Source organism: Undibacterium sp. RTI2.2 (assembly GCF_035018705.1).
Lineage (GTDB): Bacteria > Pseudomonadota > Gammaproteobacteria > Burkholderiales > Burkholderiaceae_D > Undibacterium.
Genome location: NZ_JASJXN010000013.1, coordinates 37,959 through 56,099, shown reverse-complemented (window position 1 = coordinate 56,099; position 18,141 = coordinate 37,959). Strand labels below are relative to the sequence as shown.

Annotated in this window: 14 protein-coding genes and 1 pseudogene; 9 read left to right on the top strand and 6 right to left on the bottom strand. The window is 47.9% G+C overall.

The features are described from left to right. Positions 1-289: 289 nt before the first annotated feature. Positions 290-751, top strand: a complete 462-nt coding sequence (locus QN395_RS09220; protein ID WP_322120482.1) for an Hsp20 family protein — start codon at positions 290-292, stop codon at positions 749-751. Between the two features lie 118 nt (positions 752-869). On the opposite strand, the gene QN395_RS09215 is transcribed toward QN395_RS09220, so the two are convergent. Both QN395_RS09215 and QN395_RS09210 read right to left on the bottom strand, forming a co-directional pair. Beyond that, positions 870-2,006: an alpha-hydroxy acid oxidase gene (locus QN395_RS09215; protein WP_322120483.1), complete on the bottom strand. Its 1,137-nt coding sequence runs from the start codon at positions 2,004-2,006 to the stop codon at positions 870-872. Between the two features lie 121 nt (positions 2,007-2,127). Next, positions 2,128-3,033 carry a LysR family transcriptional regulator gene (locus QN395_RS09210; protein WP_322120484.1) on the bottom strand — a complete coding sequence of 302 codons (906 nt, stop codon included), beginning with the start codon at positions 3,031-3,033 and terminating at the stop codon, positions 2,128-2,130. Between the two features lie 138 nt (positions 3,034-3,171). Here QN395_RS09210 and hmgA point away from each other — a divergent pair, with 138 nt between their 5' ends. Further along, positions 3,172-4,512 (top strand): homogentisate 1,2-dioxygenase, encoded by a 1,341-nt coding sequence (gene hmgA, locus QN395_RS09205; RefSeq protein WP_322120485.1) that lies wholly within the window; start codon positions 3,172-3,174, stop codon positions 4,510-4,512. 24 nt (positions 4,513-4,536) lie between these two features. After that, positions 4,537-5,874 carry a fumarylacetoacetase gene (fahA, locus tag QN395_RS09200; protein WP_322120486.1) on the top strand — a complete coding sequence of 446 codons (1,338 nt, stop codon included), beginning with the start codon at positions 4,537-4,539 and terminating at the stop codon, positions 5,872-5,874. A gap of 136 nt (positions 5,875-6,010) precedes the next feature. On the opposite strand, the gene QN395_RS09195 is transcribed toward fahA, so the two are convergent. After that, positions 6,011-6,544: a cysteine hydrolase family protein gene (locus tag QN395_RS09195; protein ID WP_322120487.1), complete on the bottom strand. Its 534-nt coding sequence runs from the start codon at positions 6,542-6,544 to the stop codon at positions 6,011-6,013. A gap of 524 nt (positions 6,545-7,068) precedes the next feature. On the opposite strand from QN395_RS09195, the gene QN395_RS09190 reads away from it, so the two are divergent. The 5 genes from QN395_RS09190 to QN395_RS09170 all read left to right on the top strand — a co-directional run bounded on the left by QN395_RS09190 (position 7,069) and on the right by QN395_RS09170 (position 11,995). Then, positions 7,069-7,938: an EAL domain-containing protein gene (locus QN395_RS09190; protein WP_322120488.1), complete on the top strand. Its 870-nt coding sequence runs from the start codon at positions 7,069-7,071 to the stop codon at positions 7,936-7,938. Positions 7,939-8,083: 145 nt separating this feature from the next. Further along, the gene (gene cysT / locus QN395_RS09185) at positions 8,084-8,953 is read left to right on the top strand and encodes a sulfate ABC transporter permease subunit CysT (RefSeq protein ID WP_322120489.1); all 870 of its coding nucleotides are present in this window, start codon (positions 8,084-8,086) and stop codon (positions 8,951-8,953) included. Then, positions 8,953-9,873: a sulfate ABC transporter permease subunit CysW gene (cysW, locus tag QN395_RS09180; RefSeq protein WP_322120490.1), complete on the top strand. Its 921-nt coding sequence runs from the start codon at positions 8,953-8,955 to the stop codon at positions 9,871-9,873. The genes cysT and cysW overlap by 1 nt, the downstream gene beginning before the upstream one ends. 39 nt (positions 9,874-9,912) lie before the next feature. Continuing rightward, positions 9,913-10,983, top strand: a complete 1,071-nt coding sequence (locus QN395_RS09175) for a sulfate ABC transporter ATP-binding protein (protein WP_322120491.1) — start codon at positions 9,913-9,915, stop codon at positions 10,981-10,983. Between the two features lie 19 nt (positions 10,984-11,002). After that, on the top strand, positions 11,003-11,995 hold the full coding sequence (locus tag QN395_RS09170; protein ID WP_322120492.1) for a CysB family HTH-type transcriptional regulator: 993 nt from the start codon (positions 11,003-11,005) through the stop codon (positions 11,993-11,995). A 30-nt stretch (positions 11,996-12,025) separates the two neighbouring features. Here the strand turns inward: QN395_RS09170 and QN395_RS09165 are convergent, their stop codons facing one another. Genes QN395_RS09165 through QN395_RS09155 form a run of 3 tightly spaced genes read right to left on the bottom strand, consistent with a single transcriptional unit; the run spans position 12,026 to position 15,324 of the window. Beyond that, a complete protein-coding gene (locus tag QN395_RS09165) occupies positions 12,026-12,775 on the bottom strand; it encodes an ABC transporter ATP-binding protein (protein WP_322120493.1) in 750 nt (249 codons plus the stop codon). A 1-nt stretch (position 12,776) separates the two neighbouring features. Then, the gene (locus QN395_RS09160) at positions 12,777-14,018 is read right to left on the bottom strand and encodes an ABC transporter permease (protein WP_322120494.1); all 1,242 of its coding nucleotides are present in this window, start codon (positions 14,016-14,018) and stop codon (positions 12,777-12,779) included. A gap of 10 nt (positions 14,019-14,028) precedes the next feature. Further along, complete coding sequence (locus tag QN395_RS09155; RefSeq protein ID WP_322120495.1) at positions 14,029-15,324, bottom strand: efflux RND transporter periplasmic adaptor subunit; 1,296 nt, start codon at positions 15,322-15,324, stop codon at positions 14,029-14,031. A 570-nt stretch (positions 15,325-15,894) separates the two neighbouring features. On the opposite strand from QN395_RS09155, the pseudogene QN395_RS21610 reads away from it, so the two are divergent. Next, positions 15,895-17,496, top strand: a pseudogene (locus QN395_RS21610) (methyl-accepting chemotaxis protein). The last annotated feature ends 645 nt before the right edge of the window (positions 17,497-18,141 follow it).

Here is an 18,141-nt window from a genome sequence, read left to right as displayed (position 1 = left end):
AATTCCAATGTCGGACGTGATTGTAAATCCATTCGTTCCGCTTCAGGCAATAGATAACCGAAGCATCAATTTACTCATTACAAAAATATGAAATAAATCAACGATAAAATTATTTAATAAAAATAATAAATCTGATTGAAAAATTTTTGAAAAAATAAAGTCTTGAAATTCTAAAACAGTGTGCCCATATCCGTATCAGCAAGTGCTCAACAGAGGCTTGCTAGCTTATTCAGCATGGAGCTGAAATAGTTTTTTTTCATATCGCTTACTTTTATTTCGAGGATATATCATGCGTAATTTTGACTTTGCCCCACTGTACCGTTCTGCCATTGGTTTTGACCGTTTAGCGCATTTATTTAATGAAGCGCAACGTACTGATGCAGCCCCCAGCTATCCACCTTACAACATAGAATTGATCGGCGAAGATAAATACCGCATCACGATGGCTGTCGCTGGTTTTGAGCGCTCTGAACTAGAGTTGGAAAGCGAATTAGACACCTTAAAAATTGTTGGTCGAAAACAGAAGGATGAGACCCAATCCACCTTCTTACACCGCGGTATTGCAGCGCGTGATTTTGAGCACCGTTTCCGCCTGGCAGATCACGTCAAAGTGATTGGTGCCAAACTAGATAATGGCTTATTGAATATAGAATTAGTTCGCGAAGTACCTGAAGTATATAAGCCAAGAAAAATTGCAATTGATGGCGATAACTTGCATATCGTCAAACAAGCGGAATTAGAAGCGGCTTAAAAGATCGGAGCGATATCACGAATTGATATCGCTCCGATTTATAACAAGACAATAGCAAAAATCGCTGCACAGATATTTTCTGTGTAGCGATTTTTCAGTAATCCGCCCTGTTAAATCTCTACAGCTGTGCCAGATTATGTCGCCCAACTTCACGAATATCTTTAGTACCTGTCAGTGCCATACTGACATCTAATTCTTTGTGCAAAATCTCCAGCATTTTAGTCACGCCTTGCTCACCCATCGCACCCAAGCCATATAAAAAGGCACGTCCAACCATGCTGCCTTTAGCGCCCAAAGCAGTGGCTTTTAAAATATCCTGACCAGTGCGAATGCCACCATCAAACCAGACTTCGGTTAAGTGTCCGACCGCATCCACAATAGCTGGCAATGCTTGTATGGACGACATTGCGCCATCTAATTGACGACCACCATGATTGCTGACGATGATCGCATCGGCACCGGCTGCGACGCCTAATTTAGCGTCTTCTACGTCCAAGATGCCTTTAAGAATTAACTTGCCACCCCATTCTTTTTTGATCCAGGCCACGTCATCCCAATTTAAGGTTGGATCAAATTGGCTTGCAGTCCATTGACTCAGCGTTAAAATCCCATCACCTCCTTTGACGTGTCCAACTAAATTGCCAAAGGTTTTACGACCAGTTAATGCGCGTAGTGCCCAGGCTGGTTTAGTTGCCAGATCAAGGATATTTGCCAGCGTCAGTTTTGGCGGAACTGACATGCCGTTGCGGATATCTTTATGTCGCTGACCCAAAATTTGCAAATCCAACGTCAGCACTAAAGCGGAACATTTTGCATTTTTTGCGCGCTGTATCATTTCTTTGACAAAGCCGCGGTCGCGCATGACATAGAGCTGAAACCAGAATGGTTTTGTAGTAACGCTCGCCACATCTTCAATCGAACAAATACTCATGGTGGAGAGCGTGAAAGGAATACCAAATTTTTCTGCTGCGATTGCGCCCAGCATCTCGCCATTAGCCCATTGCATGCCCGTCAACCCTGTCGGTGCAATCGCGACAGGCATGGCAACTTCTTGCCCTACCATCGTCGTGCGGGTAGAGCGCTGATCAACGTTGATGGCAACCCGCTGACGCAGCTTCAGTTTGGCCAGATCATCGGTATTCGCGCGATATGTACTCTCTGTGTACGAGCCACTATCGGCATAGTCGTAAAAGGCTTTCGGCACCCTTTTTTTTGCCAGTAAACGCAAGTCTTCTACGCAGGTGATGATGGGCATGGTGATTCTCCGTCACAATTAATTATAGACACAAAGTGTAGGGCAAAACTTTATGGCGATGGCAGAAAAGCTTTCAGTCCTGGGGTGAAGGATTTTCACCCCATTAGTTTGACAAGCTGACTTACTCAGCAAACTGCTCTGCAATAAACTGGCGCAACCATTGATTACCTTCGTCCTGGTTATAGCGGCGATGCCAGAACATATTCGTTTGTAAAGAGGGTAAGCGTAGCGGCGGGCGAACATACTTTAAATTGAACGGCGCTGCGGCACGCTCGGCCAGCTTTTGCGGCACCGTCACTAACAGATCGGTCGTGCTGACTATGTAAGGTACGGCCACAAAATGTGGCACGCAAAAATGTGCTGCGGCCTTAATGCCTGCCTTATCCAAGCTTTGATTAATCCTATCGTAAGGACTCTCTTGCGATGCCACGATCAAGTGTTGTGCTGCTAAAAAATCACTCAAGCTGATTTTGTCACCCGCTAAAGGATGGCTACTACGGAACATGCTGACATAATTTTGTTTAAACAGTCGGCGCTGGTAGAGTGCGCCAGAAATCGTATCAAATGCGCCAATTGCTAAATCAACCCGACCAGCCTCCATCTCGGACTTCAGATCAATACTGCTGGCGCGGACGGTAGAAAACTGTAATTGTGGTGCCAATAACTGACATCGCTCCACCAGCACAGGCATAAAATAAACCTCACCCACATCCGTCATCGCAATCGTAAATTGCCGTTTGCTGCTTGCGGGATCAAAACTCTCTTGTTGATTTAATGCCCGGCGAATATTTTCTAAAGCGCTAGCGATTGGCTCGGCAAAGCTGATGGCTAAGGGCGTGGGTTGCATCCCAAGCGCCGTACGGACAAATAATTCATCATCAAAAGTACGGCGCAGCCTTGCCAGCGCGTTACTAACAGCGGGTTGGGATAGTCCTAGCTTTTTTGCGACGGATGAAATTTGCCTGTCCTGAAATACTTCCTGAAAAATTACCAGTAAGTTCAGGTCTATGTCTTTCGGTTCTATCATTTAAAAATCGCTTAAAAAGTTTTCAACCATTATTGATTTTATGAATGTAGTACATTTTTGTATTTATGTCGCAGGTTTTGACTAGCTGGACTATATTGATGTCACATCAAAATTGCGCTTATTTCTATAGGAACTGTCATGCCCCACATTAAAGAACATTCCGCTGATTCTGCCTATTCTTCTGTCCAGCGCAGCTATCAAACCGGATTTGCGAATGAATTCGCTACCGAAGCCTTGCCTGGCGCATTGCCTAAAAATCAGAACTCACCACAGCAGTGTGCGTATGGCTTGTATGCCGAACAAATTTCTGGCACGGCATTTACCGCACCGCGCCATTCCAATCGCCGCTCATGGTTGTACCGGATCAGGCCAGCGGCAATGCATCAGCCCTTCGTACAAATTGATAATGGCGCGATGACCAATCAGTTTGATCAGGTACCATCGACACCCAATCAATTACGCTGGGATCCGTTGCCGATGCCGGATAAAGCAATTGATTTTATTGACTCGTGGATGACGATGGCGGGGAATGGCTCAGCGGACGCACAAAGCGGTTGTGCTATCCATTTGTACGCGGCGAATCTCGATATGAGTGATCGGTTTTTTTATGATGCTGATGCAGAGTTACTGATTATTCCGCAACAAGGTCGTTTGCACATTAAAACTGAACTCGGCGTCATCGATATTGAACCACAAGAAATCGCTGTCATCCCGCGTGGTATCCGGTTTCAAATCACGCTGCCGGAAGGTGCCGCGCGTGGCTTTGTTTGCGAGAACTTTGGCGCCACGTTTAAGCTACCGGATCTGGGCGTAATAGGCTCCAACGGCCTGGCAAACCCACGCGACTTTATGACTCCGCATGCGAGCTATGAAGACCGCGAAGGTGATTTTGAATTGCTGGCTAAGTTTAGTGGCAATTTGTGGTCTGCCAAAATCGGCCATTCGCCGCTGGATGTCGTTGCATGGCATGGTAATTTTGCGCCCTACAAATATGACTTGCGGCACTTTAATACCATCGGCTCTATCAGTTATGACCATCCCGATCCGTCGATTTTTTTAGTCTTGCAATCTGCCAGTGATACACCGGGCGTTGATACGATCGACTTTGTGATCTTTCCACCGCGCTGGCTAGCAGCAGAAAATACCTTCCGCCCGCCCTGGTTCCATCGTAATATCGCCAGCGAATTTATGGGCTTAATCCACGGCCAGTATGATGCTAAATCCGCAGGGTTCAGACCCGGTGGCGCTAGCTTGCATAATTGTATGAGTGGTCATGGCCCGGATGCTGGTACGTTTGACAAAGCCAGTAAGGCCGACACCAGCGCACCGCATAAGATCGCTGATACCATGGCCTTTATGATCGAGACTCGTACCATCATCAAACCGACGCGTGCGGCAATGACGTCTCCGCAATTGCAAGCCGATTACTACCAATGCTGGATGGGTATCAAGAAAAATTTCAATCCCAATCAAGCCTAACGATATCCAAATAGGAACCTCAATATGAGCAATCAAGCGACTCTGCAATTGAATGAAACCCACGATATTAACTTGCGTAGCTGGGTCACCTCTGCGAATGATATCAACAGCGATTTTCCGATACAAAATTTGCCTTATGGCGTATTCCGCAAGAAAGGGACTGCAGAAAATTTCCGTATCGGTGTCGCGATTGGTGATCAGATTTTGGATCTCGCAGCAGCATATGCGCTAGGCGTTTTTTCAACGTTAAAATCGACGGCATTTGATCAGGCGATCCGCAGTACTCACTTAAATGCCTTGATGGAATTAGGCAACGCGACCTGGACAACATTACGTCTGCAACTATCGCGAGCGCTGCGTGAAGGCATGTCGCAACAAGATTTATTGAAAAGTGCTTTAGTGCCGCAAGCAAATGCGGAATATGCTCTGCCTGCACACATCGGTGACTATACCGATTTTTTCACTTCCATCCATCATGCGACGGCTGTGGGTAAATTATTCCGTCCTGATAATCCACTGATGCCCAATTACAAATGGGTACCGATTGGCTACCATGGTCGTTCATCATCGGTTGTGATCTCTGGTCAGCAGTTCCGTCGCCCTGTCGGACAAACTATGCCACCGACGGCGACAACTCCGGTGTTTGGCGCAGCAAAGCGGATTGATTATGAAGCCGAGATTGGTATTTTTGTAGGGCAAGGTAATGCAATCGGCGATGCGGTAGCGATTGATGATGCAGAATCGCATGTGTTTGGTCTGTGTTTGCTCAACGATTGGTCGGCACGCGATATGCAAGCCTGGGAATACCAACCACTAGGACCTTTCCTAGCGAAGAATTTTGCCACCACGATTTCGCCTTGGGTCGTTACGCTAGAAGCTTTGGCACCCTATCGTTTGCAATGGCAACGTGACGCGGTAGATCCACAACCGCTACCGTATCTGGATTCTGCAGCGGTGCGCGAACAAGGTGCATTTGACGTGCAGATGGAAGTTTTGCTACAAACCAAATCTATGCGTGAGCAAGGCCTGCCTGCGCAGCGTTTATCGCTTTCTAACTTCCGTCATTCTTACTGGAGCGTTTCGCAATTAGTGGCGCATCACACCGTCAACGGTTGTAACCTGCGCGCTGGAGATTTACTCGGTTCAGGAACTCAATCAGGTCCTACACCGGAAGAAGCAGGATCGTTGTTGGAACTGAGTGTCGGCGGCAAACAGCCACTGATATTAAGCAATGGCGAGCAACGCACATTTATGGAAGATGGCGACTCCATCATCATGCGCGCCTGGACGGAAAAGTCAGGCTTGCCACGGATAGGTTTTGGGGAAGTTGAAGGGACTTTACTGCCTGCAAGACAATTTTAAACTGTGAACTGATTAAATAAAAAAAGCGTATGAAAATGAATTTTGCATGCGCTTTTTTTATCGATGTACTGACAGACCGTCGCTAAACCATAAACGCCTGACTCATCTTATATAACTTATCTAACTTATATCTTAGTTAGATCAGCACATCGCTCGCCGCAACGGCAACAGCGACTACCCCAAAGCTGTCTATATTGGTGAGGGTGCGGTTGTGATGCCGGATGATCTGCGCGGCAGTCAAAATCTCGCTATCTTCAGTGGTATGTGCATCCGCAACCAAGACCACAGGGTAAGTCAACGCCAATGCTCTGCGCACCGTGGTGTCAACACAAAATTCTGTCTGCATACCGCAAATAATCAGATTAGTTATCGCATGCTGTTTCAGCAAAGCATCTAACTCCGTCTGATGAAAAGAATCTGAAGCAGTCTTACGAAGCCGTAAGTCGCTTGGCTCAATATGAAGACCGTCCGCCAGTTGCCAAGCTTTGCTACCAAATGTCAGTAAACCTGATGATGACTCATGCTGGATAAAGATCACGAGCGCACCTGCATCTCGCACTTTTTTTGACACCATATTGACGTTGGCAATGACACGTTGCGATTCAAAAGTGGTGTACTTACCTTCGCATAAACCTTGCTGGACATCGATGATTAACAGTGCTGTTTTCATAGTTTGGAGTCAGTTTTCATTATGAGTAACTAAGCAGATACGTAATTTTATAGGATCGTATATGCGGCGTCATATTAGGTCGCTTACATAGACGATTAATTTTTATAAGCTTGTTTTGCGTAAATTGCCACTCTACCTAGTCCTTGGAGCAAATCCCAGATATCCACTGCGACATAGTGTAATTCTGCGCATATGCGCAAACCAACTATCCAACCGCGAAACGATTAGTTCTGATTTTTTGTAGTGTGTTTTATTCTGCAAGGCACAAACAGCAATAACCGATAACCGATAACCGATGGCATGCAATCAAAACTAGCATCGACGGTCGATATTGGTTGCAACGTCTTTATTAAAGTTTTACTGAGTGTTCTGGTAAAACCCATTTTCGCTAAATATATATACTCCCTATTAGTATATTTAATTGTCCATGTAATTCCTAGACGATAGAGCATATTTTAATAATTCAGTGGGGAGTATATTCAATATCAAGCGTATTTTTTACCGACATACGCATTGGAGTCAACATGACATCTCCTGCTTTACAACAATATTTGCGGCATTTACAGCTTGCCAATCCAGCTAACACTCACATCCGTCTGGATGCGCAAGGTCAGGCTTTGGGGCGATATTTTCATTCGACCTTGACGAGTACATTTCAGCCAGTTCGTGCTCATCTGGATCAGCACATCGTGGCTTATGATGGTTATGCCCGTAGTTATGCTGTTGATGGCGGGGGCTTACATATCTGGAAATTGCTTGACCACGCCGCTAATGATGATGAGTCGGTAGAGCTAGATCGCTTATGCCGGATTTTGCATACGATCAATTTTTACCAGCAAGCGTCATCGCAGGCAACGACATTGGATTTGTTTTTAAGCATCCACACCCGCTTGTTAACCGCGGTAGAAGGTAATCATGGCGCGGCGTTTCGGCGGATTCTTCATCTGCTGGAGTTGCCGCAGCAGCAGATCGTTTTGCAATTGCCACAAATTATTCCTAATCAACGCTGGATGCTGCAACACGTAGCAGACAATTACCGACGTAACGGTTTTAGGATAGGTGTGCATGCGAGCGATACCTTGCAGGCATTGGAGCTCATGGCAAAAATACGTCCCGATGTCATCAAGATTGATGTACGCCAGGTTGTCGCCAAGGACGCTGGGGCTGAGTCTGCACAACACGACTCATTGCGGACTTTATTGAAGCATGCAAATCAACTCGGTAGTCGCGTCATATTTAAGCGGATAGAGACAGATCAGCAGTTGCAATCATTGACACAGATTGTAGAAGAGCTGTCAGCCAACCAGACTTTGCCTTATTTCTTGCAGGGATTTTTGCTGGATACACCCAAGGCCAGCCTCGGCGTCGATAACGAGACTGCGAAAGCTGCTTGAGCAAAATACTTATATGACCGGTAACTTCCCGCAAAAAATCCTGCCCTTTATACGAAATTCGTCTATCAACATTCGAAAAAAATCGTTTTCTATATAACGAGCGAGTGCCATTATTGCCCCTCAACGGCTAAATAAGTAATAACGAATGGCATTCTCACTCACTCCTAAGCTGCAAAAACAGCGCAATGCTCCCAGCAGAGTTATCCCGGGTTTTCATCTGACCTTGGGATTTACTCTACTGTACCTCAGCCTGATTGTGTTGATCCCGCTGTCGGCGATTTTTTTAAAAACCTTCACCATGACCTGGGAGGCGTTTTGGAATACCGTCACGTCGGAGCGGGTGCTGGCGTCTTATCGCCTGACATTTGGTGCCTCGTTTTTAGCCGCGCTGATCAATGTGGTGTTTGGCGGGATCGTAGCCTGGGTGTTAGTGCGGTATAAATTCCCGGGCAAACGTCTGATTGATGCGCTGGTCGATTTGCCGTTTGCGCTGCCGACTGCGGTTGCCGGGATCACCTTGGCAACGCTGTATGCGCCCAATGGCTGGTTGGGAAAATATCTGGAACCACTAGGTATCAAAGTTGCGTTTACGCCGCTGGGTGTATTAGTGGCGCTGACGTTTATCGGTTTGCCTTTTGTGGTGCGCACCGTGCAACCGGTGTTGGAAGAAGCCGAAAAAGAATTAGAAGAAGCCGCCATTAGTCTGGGCGCCAGTCATTGGCAAACCTTTGTCAAAGTGATTTTGCCAACCATCTTGCCGGCTCTGCTAACAGGCTTTGCGCTGGCCTTTGCGCGGGCCACGGGTGAATACGGATCAGTGATTTTTATCGCCGGCAATATGCCTATGGTGTCCGAAATTACCCCGCTGTTTATGATCACAAAATTAGAGCAATACGATTATGCCGGTGCGACCGCCATTGCTGTCGTCATGCTGATGCTGTCCTTTAGCTTGCTACTAACGATCAATTTATTGCAATCCTGGAGCCGCAACCGTAACAAAAGTGAGCCTGCATAATGACCAGCACCCCGATTGCGTTTCCCCCGCCAGTTCAGACACCAATTCAGACTTCAGCACCACGTCGTATCGAACCGGCAATTAGTTTGTCCGCCACGCTAGAACCTTTATGGGTTCGTGCGCTGCTAATCATCACGGCGCTGACTTTTTTAACTGTGTTCTTGTTCATTCCGCTGGCAGCCGTATTTTTTGAAGCGTTTAAAAAAGGATGGGAAGTTTACCTTAAGGCCATCGTCGAACCGGATGCTTTGTCCGCCATCAAACTGACGTTGATTACCGCCGCCATTGCGGTACCGCTGAATCTGGTTTTTGGTGTCGCCGCTGCCTGGACGATTGCTAAATTTGAGTTCCGCGGCAAACAGTTTTTGCTGACCTTGATTGACTTACCGTTCTCGGTATCGCCTGTGATTTCTGGTTTGATTTATGTCTTGTTGTTTGGTGCGCAAGGCTGGCTTGGTCCATGGTTGCGGGAACACGACATCAAGATTTTATTCGCGGTGCCTGGCATCGTACTGGCGACTATTTTTGTGACCTTCCCTTTCATTGCGCGTGAGTTGATTCCCTTGATGGAGGCACAAGGTAGCGAGGAAGAAGAAGCTGCTTTGGTACTCGGTGCCTCTGGCTGGAAAACCTTCTGGCATGTGACCTTACCGAATATTAAGTGGGGCTTGTTATACGGCGTGATCTTATGTAACGCCCGCGCCATGGGTGAGTTTGGCGCGGTATCGGTGGTGTCTGGGCATATCCGTGGCGAGACTAATACCATGCCTTTGCAAGTCGAAATTCTCTATAACGAATACAACTTTACTGCGGCTTTTGCGGTGGCATCACTGCTCACTTTGCTGGCATTACTGACGCTGGCGCTGAAGTCGATTGTTGAATGGCGAACACGAGAAAATCAGGCGCTTCCGCAAGAGTAAATTAAGAAAATTTCAAGAGTAAGAATTCAGGAGCAAGTCATGAGTATCGCAGTTCAGCATTTACAAAAAAAATTCGGCAGTTTTACTGCGCTTAATGATGTGTCGCTAGAATTTCCTAGCGGTGAATTAACCGCACTCTTAGGTCCGTCTGGCTGCGGAAAAACTACGCTGTTACGCATCATCGCCGGACTGGAACATGCCGATGCAGGACAAGTTTTACTGGATGGTCAGGACGCCTCAGCCCAGCATGTGCGTGAACGCCAGGTTGGTTTTGTGTTCCAGCACTATGCGCTGTTTAAGCACATGACGATTTTTGAGAACATCGCGTTTGGCCTCCGGGTCAAGCCACGAGCCTTGCGCCCCTCGGACGCTGTGATTAAAGAGAAAGTGCATAAATTACTCGACTTGGTCCAGCTCGATTGGCTGGCAGATCGCTACCCACCGCAGTTATCTGGCGGGCAGCGGCAACGGATCGCGCTGGCGCGGGCGTTGGCAGTGGAACCACGCGTCTTGCTGCTGGATGAACCGTTTGGCGCGCTGGATGCCAAGGTACGTAAAGAGCTCCGCCGCTGGTTGCGGCGCTTGCATGATGATTTGCATGTCACCAGTATTTTTGTCACGCATGATCAGGAAGAAGCCTTGGAAGTCGCCGACAAAATCGTTGTAATGAATCAAGGTAAGGTGGAACAAATCGGCGCACCGGCAGCGGTCTACCAAAATCCGGCATCGCCTTTTGTGTACGGCTTTTTGGGGAATGTTAACTTGTTCCGTGGTCGTATCCATGAAGGTACTTTGGACGCTGGTGGCGTTGCTTTTGATGCGCCAGATCATGCAGCGACCCGTGACGCGACAGGTATTGGCTATGTCCGTCCGCACGAGCTGGAAATTGATCGCTATTCACCCGGTGCGGATGGTCTGGTGGTGCAATTACGCCGCGTACACAGCATAGGACCATTAGCGCAACTGGAACTGGAGCGTGACGACAATGGCGATTTGCTGGAGGCCATGATCTCTAGCGAGCGCTACAACCAGCTAAAACTCAAAGTCGGTGAAGTATTGGTAGTGAAGCCCAAACGATTGGCTGTCTTTGTCGATCAGACGTCTCTCTAATTTTTTTGCCAGACACATTATGAATTTCCAACAATTACGCTCTATCCGCGAAGCTGCCCGTTGCGGCTATAACCTGACTGAAGTGGCGAATGTTTTATTCACCTCGCAGCCCGGTGTGAGTCGCCAAATTCGAGAGCTAGAAGAAGAACTTGGCGTCGATATTTTCGAGCGTAACGGCAAACGCCTGACTGGCTTAACCGAACCGGGTAAAGGCATTTTGCATATTATCGAGCGTCTGTTGCTCGAAGCAGAAAATCTGAAGCAAGCTGGTGACGATTATTCCGATCAAACCAAAGGCACGCTGGCGATTGCGACCACGCATACGCAAGCACGTTACGTGCTGCCAAAAGTAGTGCAGGGATTTAGAAATAGTTTTCCCGATGTGCGCATCGCACTCCAGCAAAGTTCGCCAGAACATATTGCGGAATGGGTTTTATCGGGTAAGGCAGATATAGGGATTGCGACTGAAGGTCTGTCGCAGTTTAAAGATTTAGTCTCCTTCCCATGCTATCAATGGAACCACGTAATCGTTGTGCCAGACGGCCATCCGCTGCTGCGCAAAACTCAGGTCAGTCAGACACCGATCACGCTGGAAGATTTATCGAATTACCCATTAATCACCTACGACGTCGGCTTTACCGGGCGCGGTCACATCGACCAAGCATTTAAAGATGCAGGATTACGGACTGACATTGTGCTGACAGCGATGGACTCCGACGTGATTCAGCAATATGTTGCTCTGGGTTTAGGTGTGGGTCTGGTAGCAGAAATGGCGGTAGAAAAACAAACCGATGCTCATGGCAATGCGGGTAATGCAGGAAATATTGCCAACCGTTATAGCGCACTACAAGCGTTGCCAGCCAGTCATTTGTTTGCGCCAAACGTGACTCGACTTGCAGTACGACGCGGTGCCTATCTGCGTAGCTATATTCTGGATTTTATTTTGCAATTTGCACCCGAGTTAAAACGCGAACACATCCAGCTCGCAATCGCACCTGAGCAAGAATCATGAGCACTACCTGGTCTACGATAAGGATAGTCGCTAACCAGTAACCAGGCCGTCAATTACCTGTATTGTTTTGTCACAGCGGCTAGCCAGGTCAGGATTGTGGGTCACAAATAAAATAGTCGTTTTTTGTTCGTGATTAAAACGCCGTAATAAGTTAAAAACTTCATCAGCGCTTTTGGTATCGAGATTACCCGTCGGCTCATCCGCTAGCAGCAAAGCCGGATTCATCGCGAGCGCACGTGCTAATGCGACGCGTTGCTGCTGTCCTCCGCTTAGATTGCCCGCCAGATTATTTTGCCAGTTTGTCAGACCCACATCGCCGAGTAAAGCTGCTGCGCGCTCCTGCATTTGCTTGTTCAGAAATTCCTCCGCACCTAGCATCGGCATCATGACATTTTCGAGCGCAGTGAATGCGGTAATCAGATGATGATATTGAAAGACAAAACCAATATTGTGACCTCGCAAACGAGTCACCGCTTTGTCATCAAGTGCAGTCGTCTCTTCGCCACAGATCGCGATGGTTCCTGCTGACGGACGATCCAGTAGCCCGACGATATTGAGCAAGGTACTTTTGCCAGAACCGGAGGGTCCCATTACGGCACAAAATTCACCTTGATGTAAGGTGAGATCAATACCATGCAGTACTTCTGTCGCAATCGGGGTTCCTATATTGAATGTCTTTCGGACGCCACGTAGTTGTACAACGATGTCGCCAACTGGCAATTTTTCCGGGGAAGCAGGCAACTCCGGAAGGGGATTAGTCACGTTGGATGCAGAGGTCATATCAGCCACCGATTGCCACCACCGGGTCAAGACGAGCCGCTCTTAAAGCAGGGGCAAAAGCGGCGAGCAGTCCGGTCATCGTTGCCAATAATAATGCGGTAATGAATAAAGCCGGATCAAACTGTAGGGGGAATAAGGCCGTGCCGTCCGCATTTCGCGCGTACCGCTGCCACAACACCAAGGCCATAGCACCAATAGCGCAGCCTGCGACCGCACCGCCGAGACCAAGTACGCCGCCTTGCAATAAAAACACTCTGAGTATTTGTCCTTGAGAAATCCCCATGGCGCGCAGTATTCCGATCTCTCGTGACTTTTGAACCACCACGACAACCAGCACACTCGCAATCCCGAACGCGACCGACAAACCAACAAAAAACCGTATTGCCGTGTTGGCAGTAGTTTGCGCACTGACGGCGGCAAAAAATTGGGCACTGGTTTTAATCCAGCTGTCTGCCTCTACACCGGTCGCGGCAGTAATTTGTTGCGCAATCACTTCCGCAGCATAAACATCGCGCACAGTGACTTCAAGACTGGACACGCCGCCTGGTAAACCCAACAGGCTTTGCGCGGTATGTAATGCGATAAACGTATTGCGCTGATTTGCGCCTTTATTCCCCAAATCAAAAATCCCTGAAATTGTGAGCGTGCTGGTCGCACCACTCGCTGTCGAAATCAATAATTTATCCCCTACGTCGACGCCCAAGTCGCTGGCTAATTCTGTCCCGATCAGTATCTCTGTCCCTAAAATACTCGATTTTCCTCGTACTATTTTGTCATTGATATCCACTATCCGATAATACAAGTCAGGCTCGATCCCGCTGACCGTAATCGCATGACTGACGCTGCCGCGTACCACCAGAGCCGATCCGCCAGCGACAGGCGATACCACGAGGACATCGGGCATGGCACGTATCTGTGTTGCCACGGCTTGCCATTGATCAATCGACTTTATTCTTTGCAAGGGTGGTTGAATAATCGCGCCTTCGACTTCGGTATTCGCTGAAATTACAACTGGTCGTAACGGACGGGTGACTTCCTGCGGAGGTAATAGTTGAATATGGGCTTGTGCTGATAAAACACGCTTGATAAAGTTAGACTGCAAGCCGCTGAGCAAAGCGGACATAAACACAATTACGCCAACCCCGATAGCAACGCCTGCAATGATAAATACAGTCTGTAGCCGCCCCTCCCGTAAGAAGCGAATAGCAACAATCCATTCAAATGGAAGCCAGGCTGTTAACATCACTCGCTCCTCATTGTGCTACTGGCTTATTGGCTGAATTGGCTGGCAGACTCGCGGCTGAATTCGACACCGGGCTGCTCATCACCGTGCCGGATGCAATGACCCGTACCCGCGCGCCTGACTTGATCGTGCCAGGTGATGCAAGAACGAGGTCGCCCTCATCCACACCGCTGAGTACTTCAACCAATCCTCCGCTACGAAGACCGGTACTGACCGTACGTCGTATGGCATGGTGCTGCTCTACTCTCAACAAAGATGGAGGAGCTTTGTCACTTTCTAGTAAAGCGCTGACAGGAACTAATAACACATGAGGCCGGCGTGCGACTTCAATATCAACCGAGACCGTCATATCTTGTCTTAATACCTGAGGCGGATTCGATACATCGAGTTTGACTTCAACCGCTCCGGTCTGAACATTGATACTGGGATTGATATAGACCAATGCTGCCGGAAAAAGCAACTTAGGGTATGCATCTGCAGAAGCAATCGCTGTTTGATTCAAGACTAACAAGCGAAGATTTTTCTCATCAATTTGTACAACCAATTGTGCACGTCCATCTGGAGATAAGGTCATTAAGACTTTACCGGCCTGCACTACATCACCCACCTCAACCGCACGACTAATTAATATCCCACCCACAGGAGCAATGATTCTTGCGTATTTGACGCGCGCGCTCGCTGCATCTGCGTTGGCATTGGCACCGATCAGATTCGCTTCTGCCAAGGCAAAATCACTACCCGATGGACGTGTCGTTTCTAACTGCTTTTGCATAGTCCGTTGCTGCGCATCGGCAAGTTCAGCCGCCTTACGCACATCGTCCAGAGCAGCTGCTCCAATAAAGCCCTGCTGGAATAAATCCTGATTACGCTTCAATGTCGCTTTTGCATTATCCAGACTGACTTGTGCCTGACGCAAAGCCTGCTCGGCAACTGGCGCCTGAACCTCACGCAACTGACGGACACGGGTCTGCGCTTGTACTGAAGCAGATCGCGCTTGACGCTCATTTGCAAGCAACTCTGCCGTATCAAGCTCAATTAGGACTTCGCCCGCTTTTACCATTTGCCCTTCGATCACAGGCACTCTGACGACGGTGCCTGTGATTTGTGCTCCGATATCGACCCGGTGCGGGGTCTCGACATGGCCGCTGGCGACCACTGACTGAACAAAATCTCGCCGTACAACGCTGACTACGGAGACTTGTGGTCCACGCCACCAGATCGTCAAAAAGGCGAAAAACAAGCTGGCGACAATCAAGCCAGCCACTATTTTCCACTTGTACTTTAGGAAGACTGACTTGTCCAACATGACGATGCCTATCCGATCAGTTATTTGTCTTTGTGACACGCTGGTGCACTGGAACGATTGTGCGACTGCGATATCGGTTCATATCGTTTGAAGAGCTCATGCTATATCGCCAAAACGCTATTTCTTTGTGCATTAACGCGCTTAGTGTGGAGATTTAATCACGATCGTGAAGCTGACAAGCGCTCGGCATCTCGATTGAGAAGGTCATCTCGTCGTTAGCAACAATGCACGCAGCGTCAAACTAACTGATACGGAATAAGCGATGGCAGCAGATGCGGTCACGGTAACTTGTAAGACATCCGAAGTATGCATAAGTAACAACCCGTACTCATTGATACATATCAAACGAATGGGTTTTTTTATGGTTAACTATTTTTAGTGTTTGAATAACACCATAGACATAAAATATTGCAATTACACTCTGTTACATAGTTGTATTTTCAGGTAAAACATGACAGAGTTATAAAAGTTTTAATGTTATCAATATTCACGAATACGCTGTCCAAACCAATTTCGCAGTAAAGCCCAGCCAGATTTCCACAGCCCAGTTTCAAGCGAAAGAACTTATCCATGAAAAAATTTACGTCCCTAAGAAAGCAAGTGGGTCAGGCGGCAACAAAACTTCGGCAGGGTTTACATAGCAGTATCACGGTCGACGCGGGTCGTTCGGTTGATGTGATGGGCAAATTGACGCCAGCGTTAAAAAGCGGTTCGACTGATTTAAATCTGAACTTTGGATTGTTGGATAAATTTACTGCTGAAACTGGCGTGTCGGCTACGGTGTTCGTCAAAAGTGGCGACGACCTGATCAGGATTACGACTTCGATTAAAAAGCCCAACGGTGAGCGCCCATTGGGTACGACGTTAGACCGCGCGCATCCGGGTTATGCGCTGGTCATGTCGGGTAAATCTTACGTTGGTTACGCCTCATTATTTGGTAAGCCTTATATGACGCAATATGACCCGGTGCTGGATAGCAGCGGGCGATTGATTGCAGTTTTATTTGTCGGCATTGATGTCAGCGAAGTCCATCAAATGAGTGTCGCCAGCAAAGTGGCCTTGATGACGTTTGGCGTAATCACTTGCATTATGGGTTTATATGTCTGGATGTTTAGCTCAGCCGTAATCGCTGTCAGCGAGCAGCACGCGCCGGCGCTCACCGAGTTGCGCAACTGGTATCTGTTATTTGGTGTGCTGGCTTTAGCTGGTACGGCCTAGATCATTCATAAAGCAGTCAGCTACATGGTGAGTCGTGCTTTGATCCAGGCAACGAAGGTATCGCAGCAACTTGCCGCTGGCGATCTGACCAAACAATTGCATGTGGGACGCATGGATGAAATCGGTCAGTTAATGCAAGCCATCAATGGCGTCAGCCAAGGCTTGGCAGGCATCGTCAGTAATGTCCGGCAAGGCTCGGATCAGATCACGGTTGCCTCGCGCGAGATTGCTTCTGGCAATTCCGATCTGTCGTCACGCACAGAATCGCAAGCCAGTTCACTGGAAGAAACCGCGTCCTCGATGGAAGAATTAACCTCGACCGTTAAGCAAAATGCAGACAGCGCGCGGCAGGCTAATCAACTGGTGTTGTCGGCATCGGAGGTGGCAGGCAAAGGCGGACAAGTCGTAGCGCAAGTGGTTGAGACAATGGAATCAATCAAACAAAGTTCGCTCAAGATCACCGATATTATTTCTGTGATTGAGAGCATCGCTTTCCAAACCAATATCCTGGCATTGAACGCGGCGGTAGAGGCGGCCCGCGCGGGAGAACAGGGGCGCGGTTTTGCGGTAGTTGCGAATGAAGTCAGAAATCTGGCGCAACGCTCGTCATCCGCAGCGAAAGAAATTAAATCGCTGATCAACGACTCCGCAGATCAAGTCGATGCCGGCGGTGTGTTAGTCGCGAAAGCAGGCGAAACCATGACCGAGATCGTCAGTTCAGTTAAACGTGTTGCCGACATCATGAGCGAGATCACGTCCGCCAGCAGCGAACAAAGCACTGGCATAGAACAAGTCAACCAAGCCATTACTCAAATGGATGAAATGACGCAGCAAAATGCCGCGTTGGTAGAACAAGCTGCGGCGGCGGCAGCGAGTTTGCATGAACAGGCAGAAAAATTATCGCAAGTCGTGGTGGTCTTTAAACTTCTGGACGGACAAACTGTCAAAGCGTAAAAAGCGCAGAACACCGGAACGATCTCGGCGATCGAAAACCACAGTAACGCAAGATCGGCAAACACACGCGCTTTAGCAGCACCGCGTCGCAAATGAATGAGCGATTCAGGCTTTAACCCAGATTTTCCATTAGACCGCTACCACTTCGCAAAAAACGCAGACGGCGTGCGGTGTTTAGATGGATAGCACCACCGCGATTTGGGTGGGAGCGCTACAGCGACAAGTGTGCCTTTGGCGAACTGACTGGCGTTGTTCCAATGGAAAATCTGGGTTTAATTTGGCCTGAATCGAGCGTGACAATCCTCGGGCTGATCAAGTCACTGATATTTAGAAACAAGATACGGACAATATACAAGCAAGATAAAAAATATACTCATAGCCAGTATATTTAAATTGTCCAAAGGATCATTGGATAATATGACATTTTTAATAAAATAAATGGGGAGTATATTGAAAAGGTAAAAAATATCACCGATAAAAATAGAAGAATAAAAAACAGCAAACCTATTGCCTAAGTTCAGCCTTACTAGATATAATGAGAATTATTCGCATTTATAATATTGATTTGAATGGCAACGCACAAACATGACGGGCAACACCAGGACAAACGAACTCACTGACGAGTCCAAACAGCAGTCCAAGCAA